The organism is Pseudomonas sp. GW456-12-10-14-LB2 (assembly GCF_002884345.1).
Lineage (GTDB): Bacteria > Pseudomonadota > Gammaproteobacteria > Pseudomonadales > Pseudomonadaceae > Aquipseudomonas > Aquipseudomonas paraglycinae.
The window spans coordinates 281,827-302,332 of sequence record NZ_POHV01000001.1 but is presented as its reverse complement, the minus strand read 5'-3'; the positions used below and the strand labels follow the sequence as shown (position 1 = coordinate 302,332).

14 protein-coding genes, 4 tRNA genes and 2 rRNA genes are annotated in these 20,506 nt (G+C 54.9%); all 20 read left to right on the top strand.

Going from position 1 to position 20,506, the window contains the following annotated elements; translation table 11 throughout:
* The first annotated feature begins 163 nt into the window (after positions 1-163).
* Positions 164-3,054 (top strand): 23S ribosomal RNA (locus C1X29_RS01510).
* Positions 3,055-3,205: 151 nt separating this feature from the next.
* A 5S ribosomal RNA gene (gene rrf, locus C1X29_RS01505) occupies positions 3,206-3,321 on the top strand.
* 132 nt (positions 3,322-3,453) lie between these two features.
* The gene (gene birA / locus C1X29_RS01500) at positions 3,454-4,407 is read left to right on the top strand and encodes a bifunctional biotin--[acetyl-CoA-carboxylase] ligase/biotin operon repressor BirA (RefSeq protein ID WP_085747587.1); all 954 of its coding nucleotides are present in this window, start codon (positions 3,454-3,456) and stop codon (positions 4,405-4,407) included.
* The gene (locus C1X29_RS01495) at positions 4,397-5,146 is read left to right on the top strand and encodes a pantothenate kinase (RefSeq protein ID WP_085747588.1); all 750 of its coding nucleotides are present in this window, start codon (positions 4,397-4,399) and stop codon (positions 5,144-5,146) included. The genes birA and C1X29_RS01495 overlap by 11 nt, the downstream gene beginning before the upstream one ends.
* A gap of 7 nt (positions 5,147-5,153) precedes the next feature.
* The gene (locus tag C1X29_RS01490; RefSeq protein WP_102686412.1) at positions 5,154-5,594 is read left to right on the top strand and encodes a hypothetical protein; all 441 of its coding nucleotides are present in this window, start codon (positions 5,154-5,156) and stop codon (positions 5,592-5,594) included.
* Between the two features lie 142 nt (positions 5,595-5,736).
* Positions 5,737-5,821, top strand: a tRNA-Tyr gene (locus tag C1X29_RS01485).
* 25 nt (positions 5,822-5,846) lie between these two features.
* Positions 5,847-5,920: transfer RNA gene (locus C1X29_RS01480), tRNA-Gly, on the top strand.
* A 26-nt stretch (positions 5,921-5,946) separates the two neighbouring features.
* Positions 5,947-6,022, top strand: a tRNA-Thr gene (locus tag C1X29_RS01475).
* 85 nt (positions 6,023-6,107) lie between these two features.
* The gene (gene tuf, locus C1X29_RS01470) at positions 6,108-7,301 is read left to right on the top strand and encodes an elongation factor Tu (protein ID WP_010220303.1); all 1,194 of its coding nucleotides are present in this window, start codon (positions 6,108-6,110) and stop codon (positions 7,299-7,301) included.
* A gap of 53 nt (positions 7,302-7,354) precedes the next feature.
* Positions 7,355-7,430, top strand: a tRNA-Trp gene (locus C1X29_RS01465).
* Between the two features lie 45 nt (positions 7,431-7,475).
* Complete coding sequence (secE, locus tag C1X29_RS01460; RefSeq protein WP_007957600.1) at positions 7,476-7,844, top strand: preprotein translocase subunit SecE; 369 nt, start codon at positions 7,476-7,478, stop codon at positions 7,842-7,844.
* Between the two features lie 9 nt (positions 7,845-7,853).
* Positions 7,854-8,387: a transcription termination/antitermination protein NusG gene (nusG, locus tag C1X29_RS01455; protein WP_007957598.1), complete on the top strand. Its 534-nt coding sequence runs from the start codon at positions 7,854-7,856 to the stop codon at positions 8,385-8,387.
* A 117-nt stretch (positions 8,388-8,504) separates the two neighbouring features.
* Positions 8,505-8,936, top strand: coding sequence for a 50S ribosomal protein L11 (gene rplK, locus C1X29_RS01450; RefSeq protein WP_003228756.1), 432 nt, complete (start codon positions 8,505-8,507; stop codon positions 8,934-8,936).
* Positions 8,936-9,631: a 50S ribosomal protein L1 gene (gene rplA, locus C1X29_RS01445; RefSeq protein ID WP_085747590.1), complete on the top strand. Its 696-nt coding sequence runs from the start codon at positions 8,936-8,938 to the stop codon at positions 9,629-9,631. Before rplK ends, rplA begins: the two co-directional genes overlap by 1 nt.
* 198 nt (positions 9,632-9,829) lie before the next feature.
* Positions 9,830-10,330, top strand: a complete 501-nt coding sequence (gene rplJ / locus C1X29_RS01440; protein ID WP_007957597.1) for a 50S ribosomal protein L10 — start codon at positions 9,830-9,832, stop codon at positions 10,328-10,330.
* Positions 10,331-10,409: 79 nt separating this feature from the next.
* Positions 10,410-10,775: a 50S ribosomal protein L7/L12 gene (gene rplL / locus C1X29_RS01435; RefSeq protein WP_007957596.1), complete on the top strand. Its 366-nt coding sequence runs from the start codon at positions 10,410-10,412 to the stop codon at positions 10,773-10,775.
* Positions 10,776-10,995: 220 nt separating this feature from the next.
* Positions 10,996-15,069, top strand: coding sequence for a DNA-directed RNA polymerase subunit beta (gene rpoB / locus C1X29_RS01430; RefSeq protein ID WP_007957595.1), 4,074 nt, complete (start codon positions 10,996-10,998; stop codon positions 15,067-15,069).
* A gap of 63 nt (positions 15,070-15,132) precedes the next feature.
* Complete coding sequence (gene rpoC, locus C1X29_RS01425; RefSeq protein WP_007957594.1) at positions 15,133-19,332, top strand: DNA-directed RNA polymerase subunit beta'; 4,200 nt, start codon at positions 15,133-15,135, stop codon at positions 19,330-19,332.
* 215 nt (positions 19,333-19,547) lie between these two features.
* Positions 19,548-19,919 carry a 30S ribosomal protein S12 gene (gene rpsL, locus C1X29_RS01420; RefSeq protein WP_003186084.1) on the top strand — a complete coding sequence of 124 codons (372 nt, stop codon included), beginning with the start codon at positions 19,548-19,550 and terminating at the stop codon, positions 19,917-19,919.
* Positions 19,920-20,027: 108 nt separating this feature from the next.
* Positions 20,028-20,501: a 30S ribosomal protein S7 gene (rpsG, locus tag C1X29_RS01415; RefSeq protein ID WP_007957592.1), complete on the top strand. Its 474-nt coding sequence runs from the start codon at positions 20,028-20,030 to the stop codon at positions 20,499-20,501.
* Positions 20,502-20,506 lie beyond the last annotated feature (5 nt).

The window sequence follows — 20,506 nt, the reverse complement described above, 5'->3', positions numbered from 1 at the left end:
TCGTTCTTTAAAAATTTGGGTATGTGATAGAAAGATAGACTGATGGCCACTTTCACTGGTGGTGATCAGGCTAAGGTAAAATTTGTGAGTTCTCTTAGTTGAGAAATTCGAATTTTCGGCGAATGTCGTCTTCACAGTATAACCAGATTGCTTGGGGTTATATGGTCAAGTGAAGAAGCGCATACGGTGGATGCCTTGGCAGTCAGAGGCGATGAAAGACGTGGTAGCCTGCGAAAAGCTTCGGGGAGTCGGCAAACAGACTTTGATCCGGAGATGTCTGAATGGGGGAACCCAGCCATCACAAGATGGTTATCTTGTACTGAATACATAGGTGCAAGAGGCGAACCAGGGGAACTGAAACATCTAAGTACCCTGAGGAAAAGAAATCAACCGAGATTCCCTTAGTAGTGGCGAGCGAACGGGGACTAGCCCTTAAGTGGCTTTGAGATTAGCGGAACGCTCTGGAAAGTGCGGCCATAGTGGGTGATAGCCCTGTACGCGAAAGTCTCTTAGTCATGAAATCGAGTAGGACGGAGCACGAGAAACTTTGTCTGAATATGGGGGGACCATCCTCCAAGGCTAAATACTACTGACTGACCGATAGTGAACTAGTACCGTGAGGGAAAGGCGAAAAGAACCCCGGAGAGGGGAGTGAAATAGATCCTGAAACCGTATGCGTACAAGCAGTGGGAGCAGACTTTGTTCTGTGACTGCGTACCTTTTGTATAATGGGTCAGCGACTTATTTTCAGTGGCGAGCTTAACCGAATAGGGGAGGCGTAGCGAAAGCGAGTCTTAATAGGGCGTCTAGTCGCTGGGAATAGACCCGAAACCGGGCGATCTATCCATGGGCAGGTTGAAGGTTAGGTAACACTGACTGGAGGACCGAACCGACTACCGTTGAAAAGTTAGCGGATGACCTGTGGATCGGAGTGAAAGGCTAATCAAGCTCGGAGATAGCTGGTTCTCCTCGAAAGCTATTTAGGTAGCGCCTCATGTATCACTGTAGGGGGTAGAGCACTGTTTCGGCTAGGGGGTCATCCCGACTTACCAAACCGATGCAAACTCCGAATACCTACAAGTGCCGAGCATGGGAGACACACGGCGGGTGCTAACGTCCGTCGTGAAAAGGGAAACAACCCAGACCGTCAGCTAAGGTCCCAAAGTTATGGTTAAGTGGGAAACGATGTGGGAAGGCTTAGACAGCTAGGAGGTTGGCTTAGAAGCAGCCACCCTTTAAAGAAAGCGTAATAGCTCACTAGTCGAGTCGGCCTGCGCGGAAGATGTAACGGGGCTCAAACCATACACCGAAGCTACGGGTATCACGTAAGTGATGCGGTAGAGGAGCGTTCTGTAAGCCTGTGAAGGTGAGTTGAGAAGCTTGCTGGAGGTATCAGAAGTGCGAATGCTGACATGAGTAACGACAATGGGTGTGAAAAACACCCACGCCGAAAGACCAAGGTTTCCTGCGCAACGTTAATCGACGCAGGGTTAGTCGGTCCCTAAGGCGAGGCTGAAAAGCGTAGTCGATGGAAAACAGGTTAATATTCCTGTACTTCTGGTTATTGCGATGGAGGGACGGAGAAGGCTAGGCCAGCTTGGCGTTGGTTGTCCAAGTTTAAGGTGGTAGGCTGAAATCTTAGGTAAATCCGGGGTTTCAAGGCCGAGAGCTGATGACGAGTTGCCTTTAGGCGACGAAGTGGTTGATGCCATGCTTCCAAGAAAAGCTTCTAAGCTTCAGATAACCAGGAACCGTACCCCAAACCGACACAGGTGGTTGGGTAGAGAATACCAAGGCGCTTGAGAGAACTCGGGTGAAGGAACTAGGCAAAATGGCACCGTAACTTCGGGAGAAGGTGCGCCGGTGAGGGTGAAGCACTTGCTGCGTAAGCCCACGCCGGTCGAAGATACCAGGCCGCTGCGACTGTTTATTAAAAACACAGCACTCTGCAAACACGAAAGTGGACGTATAGGGTGTGACGCCTGCCCGGTGCCGGAAGGTTAATTGATGGGGTTAGCTAACGCGAAGCTCTTGATCGAAGCCCCGGTAAACGGCGGCCGTAACTATAACGGTCCTAAGGTAGCGAAATTCCTTGTCGGGTAAGTTCCGACCTGCACGAATGGCGTAACGATGGCGGCGCTGTCTCCACCCGAGACTCAGTGAAATTGAAATCGCTGTGAAGATGCAGTGTATCCGCGGCTAGACGGAAAGACCCCGTGAACCTTTACTATAGCTTTGCACTGGACTTTGAATTTGCTTGTGTAGGATAGGTGGGAGGCTTTGAAGCGTGGACGCCAGTTCGCGTGGAGCCATCCTTGAAATACCACCCTGGCAACTTTGAGGTTCTAACTCAGGTCCGTTATCCGGATCGAGGACAGTGTATGGTGGGTAGTTTGACTGGGGCGGTCTCCTCCTAAAGAGTAACGGAGGAGTACGAAGGTGCGCTCAGACCGGTCGGAAATCGGTCGTAGAGTATAAAGGCAAAAGCGCGCTTGACTGCGAGACAGACACGTCGAGCAGGTACGAAAGTAGGTCTTAGTGATCCGGTGGTTCTGTATGGAAGGGCCATCGCTCAACGGATAAAAGGTACTCCGGGGATAACAGGCTGATACCGCCCAAGAGTTCATATCGACGGCGGTGTTTGGCACCTCGATGTCGGCTCATCACATCCTGGGGCTGAAGCCGGTCCCAAGGGTATGGCTGTTCGCCATTTAAAGTGGTACGCGAGCTGGGTTTAGAACGTCGTGAGACAGTTCGGTCCCTATCTGCCGTGGACGTTTGAGATTTGAGAGGGGCTGCTCCTAGTACGAGAGGACCGGAGTGGACGAACCTCTGGTGTTCCGGTTGTCACGCCAGTGGCATTGCCGGGTAGCTATGTTCGGGAAAGATAACCGCTGAAAGCATCTAAGCGGGAAACTTGCCTCAAGATGAGATCTCACTGGAACCTTGAGTTCCCTGAAGGGCCGTCGAAGACTACGACGTTGATAGGTTGGGTGTGTAAGCGCTGTGAGGCGTTGAGCTAACCAATACTAATTGCCCGTGAGGCTTGACCATATAACACCCAAGCAATTTGAGTCGAAAGGCCAGATTGCGGTGTGTGAAGACGCAATGAACCGAAAGTTCGACGCTCACAAAACACCGACAGCTGTCACATACCCAATTTGCTGAAGCGAGGCCCTCTGGCCACGACTCAGTACCCGAATTTCTTGACGACCATAGAGCGTTGGAACCACCTGATCCCATCCCGAACTCAGAAGTGAAACGATGCATCGCCGATGGTAGTGTGGGGTTTCCCCATGTGAGAGTAGGTCATCGTCAAGATTAAATTCCGAAACCCCAATTGCGAAAGCAGTTGGGGTTTTGTTTTGCCCGCAGGAAAATGGATTGTTTGAATTCTATGCAGCGGCCCGGTGCATGGCTATTATTCGGGCCTCATTCTGAGGCGAGACCTGCATGCTGACGTTGTTGAACCTTCTGAAGGATGGTCGATTCCATTCCGGTCAGGCCCTGGGTGTTGCTCTGGGAATTAGTCGAAGTGCGGTATGGAAGCAGCTTCAGCATCTGGAGGCGGAGCTTGGGTTATCCATACATAAAGTTCGAGGGCGGGGCTATCAATTGGCTTCGCCATTGGCGCTGCTTGACTCGCTCAGGATAGAGGAAAGTCTTTCCGGCTGGTCTGTCAGTATCTTCGATTCCGTGGACTCGACTAATGCTGAATCGCTGCGCGCGGTGGATGGGGGGCGGGCGGCTCCCTTTCTTGTACTGGCTGAGCGCCAGAGCTCAGGGCGGGGGCGCAGAGGCCGTAAATGGGTGAGTCCGTTTGCTGAAAACCTCTATTACAGTCTCGTGCTGCGCATCGATGGTGGGATGCGTCAGCTTGAAGGGTTAAGTCTCGTTGTTGGTCTCGCGGTCATGCAGGCCTTGCATGCGCTTGGGGTGCCAGGTGCAGGGCTGAAATGGCCCAATGATGTATTGGTCGACCAAAAAAAAATCGCCGGGATCCTGTTGGAGCTGGTTGGTGATCCAGCAGACGTGTGCCATGTAGTGTTGGGCATAGGCATTAATGTGAACATGCAGGCTACAGACGAAGTTGATCAGCAATGGACTTCAATGCGTCTAGAATCGGGCAAATCTTGTGATCGCAATATTCTGGCGATTGAGCTGAGTAAGCAGCTGCAACTCTATCTGCAGCGTCACCAATCAGGTGGCTTCTCTGCGCTTCAGGCGGAGTGGGAGGCGAGTCATTTGTGGCAAGGGCAGCCGGTTTCTCTCACCGCCGGTGTCAATCAGGTAGAGGGTGTGGTGCTGGGAATCGATAATCAGGGCGCGCTTAGGCTGAAGGTAGATGGTGTGGAAAAGGTCTTTAGTGGCGGTGAGCTCAGCTTGAGGTTGCGTGATGATTCTTGAGCTCGATTGTGGAAACAGCTTTATCAAATGGCGTGTGCTGAGCGTTGAGGCCGGCGTCTTGGTCGCGGAGGGCGTGGTCGACTCTGACATGGCGTTGGTTGACGGTCTTCGATCGTTCGAGAAAGTGTCTCTCAAGAAATGTCGCCTCGTCAGCGTAAGAACCGAAGATGAGACTAATTTGCTGATTGGCTTGCTCAAGCATGAGTTCGGCATTTCCGTTGTCTGTGCGGCGCCCGCTCGCGAGATGTCCGGCGTAAAGAATGGTTACGACGACTATGAGCGCCTTGGTCTCGATCGCTGGCTGGCGATGCTTGGTGGTTTTCACCTGGCTAAAGGTGCTTGTCTGGTTCTTGATTTCGGGACAGCGGTGACTGCGGACTTTATCTCCGTGGACGGCGAGCATCTGGGAGGCTTCATTTGTCCTGGCATGCCGCTGATGCGTAATCAGTTGCGTACGCATACTCGAAAAATTCGCTATGGAGACCTGGCGGCAGAGCGTGCATTGACGAGCCAGGCTCCGGGGCGCAATACGGCTGAGGCTGTAGAGCGTGGCTGTTCGTTGATGCTCAGGGGATTTGTGTTGACGCAGCTGGAGATGGCGCGCTCCTACTGGGGTGATGACTACAGTGTCTTCATTACGGGTGGTGATGCCGAGCTGGTTTCGGATGTTGCGCCTGAGGCTCGGATTGTTCCCGATTTGGTGTTCGTGGGTTTGGCTATGGCGTGTCCTTTGTCCTGAGGTTTGTATGCGTTGGTTGTTTCTTCTGCTTCTGGTACTCAATGTGTTTTATTACGTCTGGCATCAGCAGGAGGCCCCGCTACGCGCAAAGGATGTAACGCCGCTCAGTCTTTATCGTGGCTCGCAACAGGATATTCGCTTGCTGAGTGAGGCTGGTGGTGATGCTTCCCGTGAAAAAAGGACTGGGGGGAAGTCTGATGGGCAGTGCCTTTATGTAGGTGGTTTGGCGCGCCCCGAGACCGCTCAGGCGTTGGAACAGCGTTTGACGGAGATTGGAGCAAAAGCTCTTCCTTCATCAAAAGAGTCTTCCGGCGGCTCATATTGGTTCCAGATTACGCCCGAAACCCAGCGTTTGCTGGGTGATGCTCAGTTACAAAACCTTTCCAAGGAATTCAATGAGTTAAAACATAAAATAATGCTGTGCGAGGGGGTTGCACCCACTGAATAGTTTGCATAGAATGGCGCCCGCTCCACAGCGAAGACCTGAAAAGGTAGAAGCAGTGGGGTGGTGTCAATGCAGCTAACCTCAGGTTTTAAATGAGAAAATGCTTGACAGGGGTTTGGCATAGTATAGAATGCCGGCCTGATTAGGAGGGGTTCCCGAGCGGCCAAAGGGATCAGACTGTAAATCTGACGTCTACGACTTCGAAGGTTCGAATCCTTCTCCCTCCACCAGATTTTAGCGTGAGCTGCAGGCTCCGCGGGTATAGTTTAGTGGTAGAACCTCAGCCTTCCAAGCTGATGATGCGGGTTCGATTCCCGCTACCCGCTCCAAGTTTGCAGGTTGTGCAAAGTTTTACGCTCTTGTAGCTCAGTTGGTAGAGCACACCCTTGGTAAGGGTGAGGTCAGCGGTTCAAATCCGCTCAAGAGCTCCATATAACAAGGCAGATATGAAAATATCTGCCTTTGTTTTAATGGCTCGTGTTGTTTGCTCAATTTCTTCTGTTAGGGGTGATATCGATGGCTAAGGAAAAATTTGATCGTTCCCTGCCGCACGTCAACGTAGGCACCATCGGTCACGTAGACCACGGTAAGACCACGCTGACCGCTGCTCTGACTCGCGTCTGCTCCGAAGTTTTCGGTTCGGCCGTAGTTGAATTCGACAAGATCGACAGCGCTCCAGAAGAAAAAGCTCGCGGTATCACCATCAACACCGCGCACGTTGAGTACAACTCGAACATTCGTCACTACGCTCACGTTGACTGCCCAGGTCACGCTGACTACGTGAAGAACATGATCACTGGTGCTGCGCAGATGGACGGCGCGATCCTGGTTTGCTCGGCCGCTGATGGTCCGATGCCACAAACCCGTGAGCACATCCTGCTGTCCCGTCAGGTAGGCGTTCCGTACATCGTGGTTTTCCTGAACAAGGCTGACCTGGTAGACGACGCTGAGCTGCTGGAACTGGTTGAGATGGAAGTTCGCGACCTGCTGTCCACCTACGACTTCCCAGGCGACGACACTCCGATCATCATCGGTTCGGCTCGTATGGCGCTGGAAGGCAAAGACGACAACGAAATGGGCACCACCGCTGTCAAGAAGCTGGTGGAAACTCTGGACAGCTACATCCCAGAGCCAGAGCGTGCTATCGACAAGCCTTTCCTGATGCCAATCGAAGACGTGTTCTCGATCTCGGGTCGCGGTACTGTTGTGACCGGTCGTATCGAGCGCGGTATTGTTCGCGTTCAAGACGCCCTGGAAATCGTTGGTCTGCGTGACACCACCACCACCACCTGCACCGGTGTTGAGATGTTCCGCAAGCTGCTGGACGAAGGTCGTGCTGGCGAGAACTGCGGCGTTCTGCTGCGTGGCACCAAGCGTGACGACGTTGAGCGTGGTCAGGTTCTGGTTAAGCCGGGTTCGGTTAAGCCGCACACCAAGTTCACCGCAGAAGTTTACGTTCTGAGCAAGGAAGAAGGCGGCCGTCACACTCCGTTCTTCAAAGGCTACCGTCCACAGTTCTACTTCCGTACTACTGACGTGACTGGTAACTGCGAGCTGCCAGAAGGCGTTGAAATGGTAATGCCAGGTGACAACATTCAGATGACTGTTACCCTGATCAAAACCATCGCGATGGAAGACGGCCTGCGTTTCGCAATCCGTGAAGGCGGCCGTACCGTTGGTGCTGGCGTCGTAGCCAAGATCATCGAGTAAATAGTTGTAATGTCTTTTTCAGGCCGGCATAATGGCCGGCCTGATTTTGTTTTAGGTCAGTAGCTCAATTGGCAGAGCGACGGTCTCCAAAACCGTAGGTTGGGGGTTCGATTCCCTCCTGACCTGCCAGATTCACTTGGTGTGTCTGGCTTTCTTTTCACAGGATCTTCATAGATGACTCCTAAAGCTGAAGCTCAAGGCTCTCGCTTCGATTTGCTCAAGTGGCTTGTCGTAGTCGCTTTGGTAATTGTTGGCGTTGTCGGCAATCAGTATTACGCTGCTTCGCCGATCCTGTACCGTGTACTCGCATTGCTTGTTATTGCTGCTGTAGCTGCCTTTGTAGGCCTGCAGACTGCCAAGGGCAAGTCTTTCTTTGTACTGGTTAAGGAAGCTCGCACCGAGATTCGTAAAGTCGTATGGCCAACTCGCCAAGAAACCACGCAGACCACGCTGATTGTTGTGGCTGTTGTTCTGGTTATGGCGTTGCTGTTGTGGGGGCTTGATTCCCTGCTCGGCTGGCTTGTTTCCTTGATTGTCGGCTAAGGGTGTCCCGTGGCTAAGCGTTGGTACGTTGTGCATGCTTACTCGGGTTACGAGAAGCATGTCATGCGTTCGTTGATCGAGCGTGTAAAGCTGGCTGGCATGGAAGATGGCTTCGGCGAAATTCTGGTTCCCACTGAAGAAGTGGTTGAAATGCGTAATGGCCAGAAACGCAAAAGCGAGCGCAAATTCTTCCCAGGTTATGTGCTGGTTCAGATGGATATGAACGAGGGTACTTGGCACTTGGTCAAGGATACTCCTAGGGTGATGGGTTTTATCGGCGGTACTGCTGATAAGCCAGCACCAATCACCGATAAAGAAGCTGAAGCGATTCTGCGTCGCGTTGCTGACGGTAGCGACAAGCCGAAGCCGAAGACGCTGTTCGAGCCAGGCGAAACCGTTCGAGTCAATGATGGTCCGTTTGCTGACTTTAACGGTGTTGTTGAAGAGGTTAACTACGAAAAGAGCCGGATCCAAGTGGCAGTGCTCATTTTCGGACGCTCTACTCCGGTAGAGTTGGAGTTCAGTCAGGTCGAAAAGGTCTAGCTGAGCAAGCATCCCAACCCCGCAGCCCTAGGCTGTGGGGTTTTGTCGTCACTGGGATAAACGCGCAAGTAACCGGGGAGCCTTTCGAGGCGTTCGAACCCGTAATTGGAGTGCCTCATGGCCAAGAAGATTACCGCTTACATCAAGCTGCAAGTGAAGGCCGCTCAGGCTAACCCAAGCCCACCTGTTGGTCCTGCTCTGGGTCAGCACGGCGTGAACATCATGGAATTCTGCAAAGCTTTCAACGCCCGTACCCAGGGTCTGGAAGCTGGTCTGCCGACTCCAGTGATCATCACTGTCTACAGCGACCGTAGCTTCACTTTCGAAACCAAATCCACCCCTGCTTCGGTTCTGCTGAAGAAGGCGGCCGGTCTGACCAGCGGTTCCGCTCGTCCGAACACCGTTAAGGTTGGCACTGTTACCCGTGCTCAGCTGGAAGAAATCGCGAAAACCAAAAACGCGGATCTGACTGCAGCTGATATGGATGCAGCCGTGCGTACTATCGCCGGTTCTGCTCGTAGCATGGGCCTTAACGTGGAGGGTGTGTAATGGCTAAGCTGACCAAGCGTCAAAAGGCTATCGCCGGCAAAATCGAAGCAGGCAAGGCCTACAACATTGTAGAAGCCGCTGCACTGCTGGCCGAGCTGTCGACTGTCAAGTTCAGCGAGTCGTTCGACGTAGCTGTAAACCTGGGCGTAGACCCGCGTAAATCCGACCAGGTCGTTCGTAGCGCTACTGTGCTGCCACACGGCACTGGCAAGACTGTTCGCGTTGCTGTGTTCACCCAGGGTCCAGCTGCTGAGGCCGCTCTGGCTGCCGGCGCTGACCGTGTAGGTATGGACGAACTGGCTGCCGAAATGAAAGGCGGCGACCTGAACTATGACGTAGTGATCGCATCCCCGGATGCCATGCGCGTTGTAGGTCAGCTGGGTCAGATCCTCGGTCCACGTGGTCTGATGCCTAACCCGAAAGTCGGCACTGTTACCCCAGACGTCGCTACCGCGGTTAAAAATGCCAAGGCTGGTCAGGTTCGTTATCGCACCGACAAAAACGGCATCATCCACACTTCCGTTGGCAAGATCGGCTTCGATGCCGTCAAGCTGAAGGAAAACGTTGAAGCCCTGATCGCTGATCTGAAGCGTATCAAGCCAGCTTCTTCCAAAGGTATCTACGTCAAGCGCGTTACCCTGAGCACCACTATGGGCCCAGGTCTGGTCATCGACCAGAGCTCGCTGGACGCGTAAGACAAAAATTGGCGCAGTTGACTGCGCCAATTGAAAGATTGGGGTCCCTGCCTGGCGGGGGCTATCCAAGACCGTAGGCGACGCAAGTCTTAAACCTCAAGCCTACGCAGATGGTGCTCCCGGTTCCTTACCGAATCAGACACCAAAACGACATTCGGTTTCGATCGAATGAAACGGTAACAAGCAGGAGTTAAACCCGTGGCAATTAATCTCGAAGACAAGAAGGCCATCGTCGCTGAAGTCAACGAGGCTGCCAAAGTCGCTCTGTCCGCTGTCGTGGTTGATGCCCGTGGCGTAACAGTAGGCGCAATGACCGGACTCCGTAAAGAGGCTCGTGAAGCTGGCGTTTACGTACGTGTTGTACGTAACACCCTGCTCAAGCGCGCTGTTGCTGACACTCCTTACAGTGTCCTCAACGACGTGTTCACCGGCCCGACCCTGATTGCATTCTCCAACGAACACCCGGGCGCTGCTGCTCGTCTGTTCAAGGAATTTGCCAAGGGTCAGGATAAGTTCGAGATCAAGGCAGCTTCGTTCGAGGGCAAGTTCCTCGCAGCGAATGAGATCGACGTGCTGGCAAGCCTGCCAACTCGCGACGAAGCTATTGCGAAACTGATGAGCGTGATTCAAGGCGCTACCAGCAAGCTGGCTCGTACTCTGGCGGCAATTCGCGATCAGAAAGAAGCAGCTGCAGCCTGAGGCTGAGCGTTTCCACTCTCGCGTATTTTTGTTTATTTCGACGGCCGTACAGGCTGTCCACCAAATCAGGAATTGAGTCATGTCTCTGACTAACGAACAAATCATCGAAGCAATCGGCCAGAAAACCGTTCTGGAAGTTGTTGAGCTGATCAAAGCAATGGAAGAAACCTTCGGCGTGACCGCTGCTGTTGCTGCTGCTGGTCCAGCTGCTGCTGCCGCTGTTGTTGAAGAGCAAACCGAGTTCAACGTTGTTCTGGTTGAAGCCGGCGAGAAGAAAGTAAACGTGATCAAGGCAGTTCGTGAACTGACCGGTCTGGGCCTGAAAGAAGCCAAAGAGAAAGTCGACGGCGCTCCTCAGGTTGTAGCTGAAGGCGTTTCGAAAGAAGCTGCTGAAGACGCTAAGAAGAAGCTGGAAGAAGCAGGCGCTAAAGTCGAGCTGAAGTAAGCATCGACTTTGCTCCTCCAGCCCGAGCGTCAAGCGACAGGCTGATGGCTGGTGGCTCTTGCCACCGGCCTTTTTCCGTTATTGGCAGCCGACTGGGTCGGTGTCGATAACGAGCTGTAACCACCCGATGCGGTGGCGCAAACCATGGGGTTTGCACGATTTTCTGGCTGCTCCCGTCGGGAGGGGCCAAACAAGCAGGTGACCAAGCTGGGGAACGCTGATGGCTTACTCATATACTGAGAAAAAACGTATCCGCAAGGACTTTAGCAAGTTGCCGGACGTCATGGATGTGCCTTACCTCCTGGCCATCCAGCTGGATTCGTATCGTGAATTCTTGCAAGCGGGAGCGACTAAAGATCAGTTCCGCGACGTGGGCCTGCATGCGGCCTTCAAATCCGTTTTCCCGATCATCAGCTACTCCGGCAATGCTGCGCTGGAGTACGTCGGTTATCGCTTGGGCGAACCGGCATTTGATGTCAAAGAATGCGTATTGCGCGGTGTAACTTTCGCCGTACCTTTGCGGGTAAAAGTGCGCCTGATCATTTTCGACAAAGAATCGTCGAACAAAGCGATCAAGGACATCAAAGAGCAAGAAGTCTACATGGGTGAAATCCCATTGATGACTGAGAACGGTACCTTCGTAATCAACGGTACCGAGCGTGTTATCGTTTCCCAGCTGCACCGTTCCCCGGGCGTGTTCTTCGACCACGACCGTGGCAAGACGCACAGCTCCGGCAAACTGCTGTACTCCGCGCGCATCATTCCTTACCGCGGTTCGTGGCTGGACTTCGAGTTCGACCCGAAAGACTGCGTATTCGTGCGTATCGACCGTCGTCGCAAACTGCCGGCCTCGGTACTGCTGCGCGCGCTCGGTTATACCACCGAGGAAGTGCTGGACGCGTTCTACACCACCAACGTATTCCACGTGAAAGGCGAAGGCCTGAGCCTGGAGCTGGTGCCTCAGCGCCTGCGTGGTGAAGTCGCAGTTCTCGACATCCAGGATGACAAAGGCAAGGTGATCGTTGAGCAGGGCCGTCGTATTACTGCCCGCCACATCAACCAGCTGGAAAAAGCCGGGATCAAAGAGCTGGACGTGCCTCTGGATTACGTTCTGGGTCGTACCACCGCCAAGGCCATCGTACACCCGGCTACCGGTGAGATCCTGGCAGAATGCAACACCGAGCTGTCGACCGAGATCCTGGCGAAAATCGCCAAGGCCGGCGTCGTACGCATCGAAACTCTGTACACCAACGACATCGACTGCGGTCCGTTCGTCTCCGACACGCTGAAGATCGACTCCACCAGCAACCAATTGGAAGCGCTGGTCGAGATCTATCGCATGATGCGTCCAGGCGAGCCGCCAACCAAAGACGCTGCCGAGACCCTGTTCAACAACCTGTTCTTCAGCCCTGAGCGCTATGACCTGTCTGCGGTCGGCCGGATGAAGTTCAACCGTCGTATCGGTCGTACCGAGATCGAAGGTTCGGGCGTGCTGTGCAAGGAAGACATCGTCGCGGTACTGAAGACTCTGGTCGACATCCGTAACGGTAAAGGCATCGTCGACGACATCGACCACCTGGGTAACCGTCGTGTTCGCTGCGTAGGCGAAATGGCCGAGAACCAGTTCCGCGTTGGCCTGGTACGTGTTGAGCGTGCGGTCAAAGAGCGTCTGTCGATGGCTGAAAGCGAAGGCCTGATGCCGCAAGACCTGATCAACGCCAAGCCAGTGGCTGCGGCGGTGAAAGAGTTCTTCGGTTCCAGCCAGCTGTCGCAGTTCATGGACCAGAACAACCCGTTGTCCGAGATCACCCACAAGCGTCGTGTCTCTGCACTCGGCCCTGGCGGTCTGACTCGTGAGCGCGCGGGCTTCGAAGTCCGTGACGTACACCCGACTCACTACGGTCGTGTCTGCCCGATTGAAACGCCGGAAGGTCCGAACATCGGTCTGATCAACTCGCTGGCTGCTTACGCTCGCACCAACCAGTACGGCTTCCTCGAGAGCCCGTACCGTGTGGTGAAAGAGGGTGTGGTCACCGACGACATCGTGTTCCTGTCCGCCATTGAAGAAGCCGATCACGTGATCGCGCAGGCTTCGGCGACCATGAACGAGCAGAAAGTCCTGATCGACGAACTGGTGGCCGTGCGTCACCTGAACGAATTCACCGTCAAGGCGCCGGAAGACGTCACCTTGATGGACGTTTCGCCGAAGCAGGTAGTTTCGGTTGCAGCGTCGCTGATTCCGTTCCTCGAGCACGACGACGCCAACCGTGCGTTGATGGGTTCGAACATGCAGCGTCAAGCTGTACCAACCCTGCGCGCTGACAAGCCGCTGGTAGGTACCGGCATGGAGCGTAACGTGGCTCGCGACTCCGGCGTTTGCGTCGTGGCTCGTCGTGGCGGCGTGATCGACTCCGTTGATGCCAGTCGTATCGTGGTTCGTGTTGCTGATGACGAAGTTGAAACCGGCGAAGCTGGTGTCGACATCTACAACCTGACCAAATACACCCGCTCGAACCAGAACACCTGCATCAACCAGCGTCCGCTGGTGAGCAAAGGTGATCGCGTTCAGCGTAGCGACATCATGGCCGATGGCCCGTCCACCGACATGGGTGAACTGGCTCTGGGTCAGAACATGCGCATCGCGTTCATGGCATGGAACGGCTTCAACTTCGAAGACTCCATCTGCCTGTCCGAGCGTGTGGTTCAGGAAGACCGCTTCACCACGATCCACATTCAGGAACTGACCTGTGTGGCCCGTGACACCAAGCTTGGCCCAGAGGAAATCACTGCGGACATCCCGAACGTGGGTGAAGCCGCTCTGAACAAGCTGGACGAAGCCGGTATCGTTTACGTAGGTGCTGAAGTCGGCGCAGGCGACATCCTGGTAGGCAAGGTCACTCCGAAAGGCGAGACCCAACTGACTCCGGAAGAAAAACTGCTGCGTGCGATCTTCGGTGAAAAAGCCAGCGACGTTAAAGACACCTCCCTGCGCGTGCCTACCGGCACCAAAGGTACTGTCATCGACGTGCAGGTCTTCACTCGTGACGGCGTTGAGCGTGATGCTCGTGCACTGTCGATCGAGAAGTCCCAGCTGGACGAGATCCGCAAGGATCTGAACGAAGAGTTCCGCATCGTTGAAGGCGCGACCTTCGAGCGTCTGCGTTCCGCTCTGGTAGGCCACAAGGCTGAAGGCGGCGCGGGCCTGAAGAAAGGTCAGGACATCACCGACGAAGTACTCGACGGTCTTGAGCATGGTCAGTGGTTCAAACTGCGCATGGCTGAAGATGCTCTGAACGAGCAGCTCGAGAAGGCTCAGGCCTACATCGTTGATCGTCGCCGTCTGCTGGACGACAAGTTCGAAGACAAGAAGCGCAAACTGCAGCAGGGCGATGACCTGGCTCCAGGCGTGCTGAAGATCGTCAAGGTTTACCTGGCAATCCGTCGTCGCATCCAGCCGGGCGACAAGATGGCCGGTCGTCACGGTAACAAAGGTGTGGTCTCCGTGATCATGCCGGTTGAAGACATGCCGCACGATGCCAATGGCACCCCGGTCGACGTGGTCCTCAACCCGCTGGGCGTACCTTCGCGTATGAACGTTGGTCAGATCCTTGAAACCCACCTGGGCCTCGCGGCCAAAGGTCTGGGCGAGAAGATCAACCGGATGGTCGAAGAGCAGCGCAAAGTCGCTGAGCTGCGTACCTTCCTGGACGAGATCTACAACCAGATCGGCGGTCGTAACGAAGATCTGGACAGCTTCTCCGATCAGGAAATCCTGGATCTGGCGAAGAACCTGCGTGGCGGTGTTCCAATGGCCACTCCAGTGTTCGACGGTGCCAAGGAAAGCGAAATCAAGGCCATGCTGAAACTGGCAGACCTGCCAGAAAGCGGCCAGATGCAGCTGACCGACGGCCGTACCGGCAACAAGTTCGAGCGTCCAGTTACCGTTGGCTACATGTACATGCTGAAGCTGAACCACTTGGTAGACGACAAGATGCACGCGCGTTCTACCGGTTCGTACAGCCTGGTTACCCAGCAGCCGCTGGGTGGTAAGGCGCAGTTCGGTGGTCAGCGTTTCGGGGAGATGGAGGTCTGGGCACTGGAAGCATACGGTGCTGCTTACACTCTGCAAGAAATGCTCACAGTGAAGTCGGACGATGTGAACGGCCGGACCAAGATGTACAAAAACATCGTGGACGGCGATCACCGTATGGAGCCGGGCATGCCCGAGTCCTTCAACGTGTTGATCAAGGAAATTCGTTCCCTCGGCATCGATATCGATCTGGAAACCGAATAACACGTGACGCGATCGAGAGCGGGGCAGGATTGCCCGCTCTCTGCTCCGCCAGGAGGAAAGGCCTTGAAAGACCTACTGAATTTGCTGAAAAACCAGGGTCAAGTCGAAGAGTTCGACGCCATCCGTATCGGATTGGCCTCGCCTGAGATGATCCGCTCGTGGTCGTTCGGTGAAGTTAAAAAGCCGGAAACCATCAACTACCGTACGTTCAAACCTGAGCGTGACGGTCTGTTCTGCGCCAAGATCTTTGGCCCGGTAAAGGATTACGAGTGCCTGTGCGGTAAGTACAAGCGCTTGAAGCACCGTGGTGTGATCTGCGAGAAGTGCGGCGTTGAAGTTGCACTGGCCAAGGTTCGTCGTGAGCGCATGGCGCACATCGAACTGGCTTCGCCAGTTGCCCACATCTGGTTCCTGAAATCGCTGCCGTCCCGTATCGGCCTGCTGATGGACATGACCCTGCGTGATATCGAACGCGTTCTCTACTTCGAGAGCTATGTCGTTATCGACCCGGGCATGACCACTCTTGAAAAAGGTCAGCTGCTGAACGACGAGCAGTACTTCGAAGCGCTGGAAGAGTTCGGTGATGACTTCGACGCCCGTATGGGTGCCGAAGCTGTCCGTGAACTGCTGCACGCTATCGACCTGGAACACGAGATTGGCCGTCTGCGTGAAGAAATTCCGCAAACCAACTCCGAAACCAAGATCAAGAAGCTGTCCAAGCGTCTGAAGTTGATGGAAGCCTTCCAGGGTTCCGGCAACCTGCCAGAGTGGATGGTGCTGACCGTTCTGCCGGTTCTGCCGCCAGATCTGCGTCCACTGGTTCCGCTGGATGGCGGTCGTTTCGCGACTTCCGACCTCAACGATCTGTATCGTCGAGTGATCAACCGTAACAACCGTTTGAAGCGTCTGCTGGATCTGTCCGCTCCGGACATCATCGTGCGCAACGAAAAGCGTATGTTGCAGGAAGCTGTCGATGCACTGCTCGACAACGGTCGTCGTGGCCGCGCTATCACAGGTTCCAACAAGCGTCCTCTGAAATCCCTGGCTGACATGATCAAGGGTAAGCAAGGTCGTTTCCGTCAGAACTTGCTCGGTAAGCGTGTTGACTACTCCGGTCGTTCGGTAATTACCGTAGGTCCGACCCTGCGTCTGCACCAGTGCGGTCTGCCGAAGAAGATGGCTCTCGAGCTGTTCAAGCCGTTCATTTTCGGCAAGCTGGAAATGCGTGGTCTGGCGACCACCATCAAAGCCGCCAAGAAAATGGTCGAGCGCGAGCTGCCGGAAGTTTGGGACGTTCTCGCTGAAGTGATTCGCGAACACCCGGTCCTCCTCAACCGTGCACCGACTCTTCACCGTCTGGGTATCCAGGCGTTTGAACCGGTACTGATCGAAGGTAAGGCTATCCAGCTGCACCCTCTGGTCTGCGCCGCGTACAACGCCGACTTCGACGGCGACCAAATGGCCGTACACGTACCGCTGACGCTGGAAGCCCAGCTCGAAGCGCGTGCGTTGATGATGTCGACCAACAACATTCTGTCGCCAGCCAACGGTGAGCCAATCATCGTTCCGTCGCAGGACGTTGTACTGGGTCTGTACTACATGACTCGTGAAGCGATCAACGCCAAGGGCGAAGGTCGAGTGTTCGCGGATCTGCAGGAAGTTGACCGTGTGTTCCGTGCCGGCGAAGCAGCACTGCACGCCAAGATCAAGGTTCGTATCAACGAAACCGTGAACGATCGTGACGGCAACAGCGTGAACAACACCCGTATCGTCGACACCACTGTCGGCCGTGCGCTGCTGTTCCAGGTTGTGCCAAAAGGTCTGTCGTTCGACGTCGTCAACCTGCCGATGAAGAAAAAGGCGATCTCCAAGCTGATCAACCAGTGCTACCGCGTGGTTGGTCTGAAAGAGACCGTGATCTTCGCTGACCAGTTGATGTACACCGGTTTTGCCTACTCGACCATTTCCGGCGTTTCCATCGGTGTTAACGACTTCGTTATCCCGGATGAAAAAGCCCGCATCATCGGTGCTGCCACCGACGAAGTGAAAGAGATCGAGAGCCAGTACGCCTCCGGCCTGGTAACCCAGGGCGAGAAGTACAACAAAGTGATCGACCTCTGGTCGAAAGCGAACGACGAAGTCTCCAAGGCGATGATGGCCAACCTCTCGAAAGAGAAAGTCATCGACCGTCACGGCGACGAAGTCGAGCAAGAATCGTTCAACTCGATGTACATGATGGCCGACTCGGGTGCGCGGGGTTCCGCAGCACAGATTCGTCAGCTGGCCGGTATGCGTGGTCTGATGGCCAAGCCGGACGGTTCCATCATTGAAACGCCGATTACTGCGAACTTCCGTGAAGGTCTGAGCGTACTCCAGTACTTCATCTCGACTCACGGTGCTCGTAAAGGTCTGGCGGATACCGCGTTGAAAACTGCGAACTCCGGTTACCTGACTCGTCGTCTGGTAGACGTGGCGCAGGATCTGGTTGTAACCGAGATCGATTGCGGCACTGAACACGGTCTGCTGATGACTCCGCACATTGAAGGCGGTGACGTTGTAGAGCCGTTGGGTGAGCGCGTATTGGGTCGTGTCATTGCCCGTGACGTATTCAAGCCGGGTACCGAGGACGTCATCGTTCCTGCTGGCACTCTGGTAGACGAGAAGTGGGTCGAGTTCATCGAGCTGAACAGCATCGACGAAGTGATCGTGCGTTCGCCGATCAGCTGCGAAACCCGCTATGGCATTTGCGCCAAGTGCTACGGCCGTGACCTGGCTCGTGGTCACCAGGTGAACATCGGTGAAGCGGTCGGCGTTATCGCTGCCCAGTCCATCGGTGAGCCGGGTACCCAGCTGACGATGCGTACGTTCCACATCGGTGGTGCGGCAAGCCGTACTTCCGCAGCCGACAGCGTTCAGGTGAAGAATGGCGGTACCGTCCGTCTGCACAACCTGAAACACGTTGAGCGTGTGGATGGCAACCTGGTTGCTGTGTCCCGTTCCGGTGAGCTGGCAATCGCTGACGACTTCGGTCGTGAGCGCGAGCGTTACAAGCTGCCGTATGGTGCCGTGATTTCGGTTAAAGAAGGTGACAAGGTCGACGCTGGCGCAATCGTGGCCAAGTGGGATCCGCACACTCACCCGATCGTTACCGAAATGAAAGGTACCGTGACCTACGTGGGCATGGAAGAAGGCATCACGATCAAGCGTCAGACTGACGAATTGACCGGTATGACAAACATTGAAGTACTCGATGCCAAAGACCGTCCGGCTGCCGGCAAGGACATCCGTCCTGCGGTGAAGATGGTTGATGACAACGGCAAGGATCTGTTGCTGCCAGGCACTGACGTTATCGCTCAGTACTTCCTGCCAGCCAACGCCCTGGTCGGTGTTGCGGACGGTGCGAAGATTGCGATCGGTGATGTTATCGCTCGTATCCCGCAAGAAACTTCGAAAACCCGTGACATCACCGGTGGTCTGCCGCGTGTTGCCGACCTGTTCGAAGCCCGTCGTCCGAAAGAAGCGTCGATTCTGGCTGAAGTCAGCGGCACCATCGCGTTCGGTAAAGAGACCAAAGGCAAGCGCCGTCTGGTTATTACCCCGAACGACGGTAGCGATCCGTACGAAGAGCTGATTCCGAAGTGGCGTCACCTGAACGTGTTCGAAGGCGAACAGGTAAACCGCGGCGAAGTTATCTCCGACGGTCCGAGCGATCCGCACGACATCCTGCGTCTGCTGGGTGTGAGCGCGCTGGCCAAGTACATCGTCAACGAGATCCAGGACGTTTACCGTCTGCAAGGCGTGAAGATCAACGACAAGCACATCGAGACCATCCTGCGTCAGATGCTGCGTAAAGTTGAGATCTCCGAGTCCGGCGACTCCAGCTTCATCAAGGGCGACCAGATGGAACTGACTCACGTTCTGGTAGAGAACGAGCGTCTGAATGCGGAAGACAAGTTTGTCTCCAAGTTCACCCGCGTTCTGCTGGGTATCACCAAGGCGTCGTTGTCGACCGAATCGTTCATCTCGGCGGCTTCCTTCCAGGAAACCACCCGCGTACTGACCGAAGCGGCCGTAACCGGCAAGCGCGATTACCTGCGCGGCCTGAAAGAAAACGTGGTCGTGGGTCGTCTGATCCCGGCCGGTACCGGTCTGGCTTATCACAGCGAGCGCAAGCGTCGTCGTGATGCAGACAAGCCGTTGCGCGTAAGCGCCAGTGAAGTGGAAGCTGCACTGACCGAAGCGCTGAACTCGAGCGGTAACTGAGTTCTGCGAAAAATGAGCTGAGGCCCTGATCAAGCCGTTCATCGAATCGAGACAATTTGTCGAGGTTCGACGAGCGGGGAGGTCGGGGCCTTGCCTTGACTGGGGACAAGATCCTCTTTAGACTCTTGATCCCCTAAATTTGGCGGGAATTCGTTCCTGCCATTTTGCTTTTCTTGCAAGACAATAGCGTCGCAAGACAACAGTGGAGCTAGTAGATGGCAACTATCAACCAGCTGGTACGTCAGCCGCGTAAGCGTATCGTCGAGAAATCCGACGTGCCTGCGCTGCAGAACTGCCCGCAACGTCGTGGCGTGTGCACCCGTGTGTACACCACTACGCCGAAAAAACCTAACTCGGCACTGCGTAAAGTATGCCGTGTGCGTCTGACCAACGGTTTCGAGGTTTCCTCGTACATCGGTGGTGAAGGCCACAACCTGCAAGAGCACAGCGTGGTACTGATCCGCGGCGGTCGTGTAAAAGACTTGCCAGGTGTTCGTTACCACACCGTTCGCGGCTCCTTGGATACTTCCGGCGTTAAAGGCCGTAACCAGGGTCGTTCGAAGTACGGTACCAAGCGTCCGAAGTAATCGGCCGTTTTGCAGATTTTCATTTTATTGAGTCGATAAGAGTAAGGTCGGGCGCGCATCCACTGGATCTGTCCCGAGCTAACCTGAAGACCGTTTGAGGGCTTATCAATGCCAAGACGTCGCGTAGCAGCAAAGCGTGAGATTCTGGACGATCCGAAATACGGAAGCCAAATCCTCGCCAAATTCATGAACCACGTTATGGAAAGCGGCAAGAAAGCCGTTGCCGAGCGTATCGTTTATGGTGCCCTGGAAACCGTTGCGGCTCGCAAGACCGGCACCGATCCCCTGGAACTCTTCGAAAAAGCACTCGACGCCATCGCTCCGCTGGTCGAAGTGAAGTCGCGCCGCGTTGGTGGTGCTACTTACCAGGTTCCGGTCGAGGTTCGTCCGTCCCGTCGTAACGCTCTGGCAATGCGCTGGTTGGTAGACTTCGCCCGCAAGCGCGGCGAGAAGTCTATGGCTCTGCGCTTGGCTGGCGAGCTGCTGGATGCTGCTGAAGGTAAAGGTGCTGCTGTTAAGAAGCGTGAAGACGTGCACCGTATGGCCGAAGCTAACAAAGCTTTCTCGCACTACCGCTTCTAATTTTA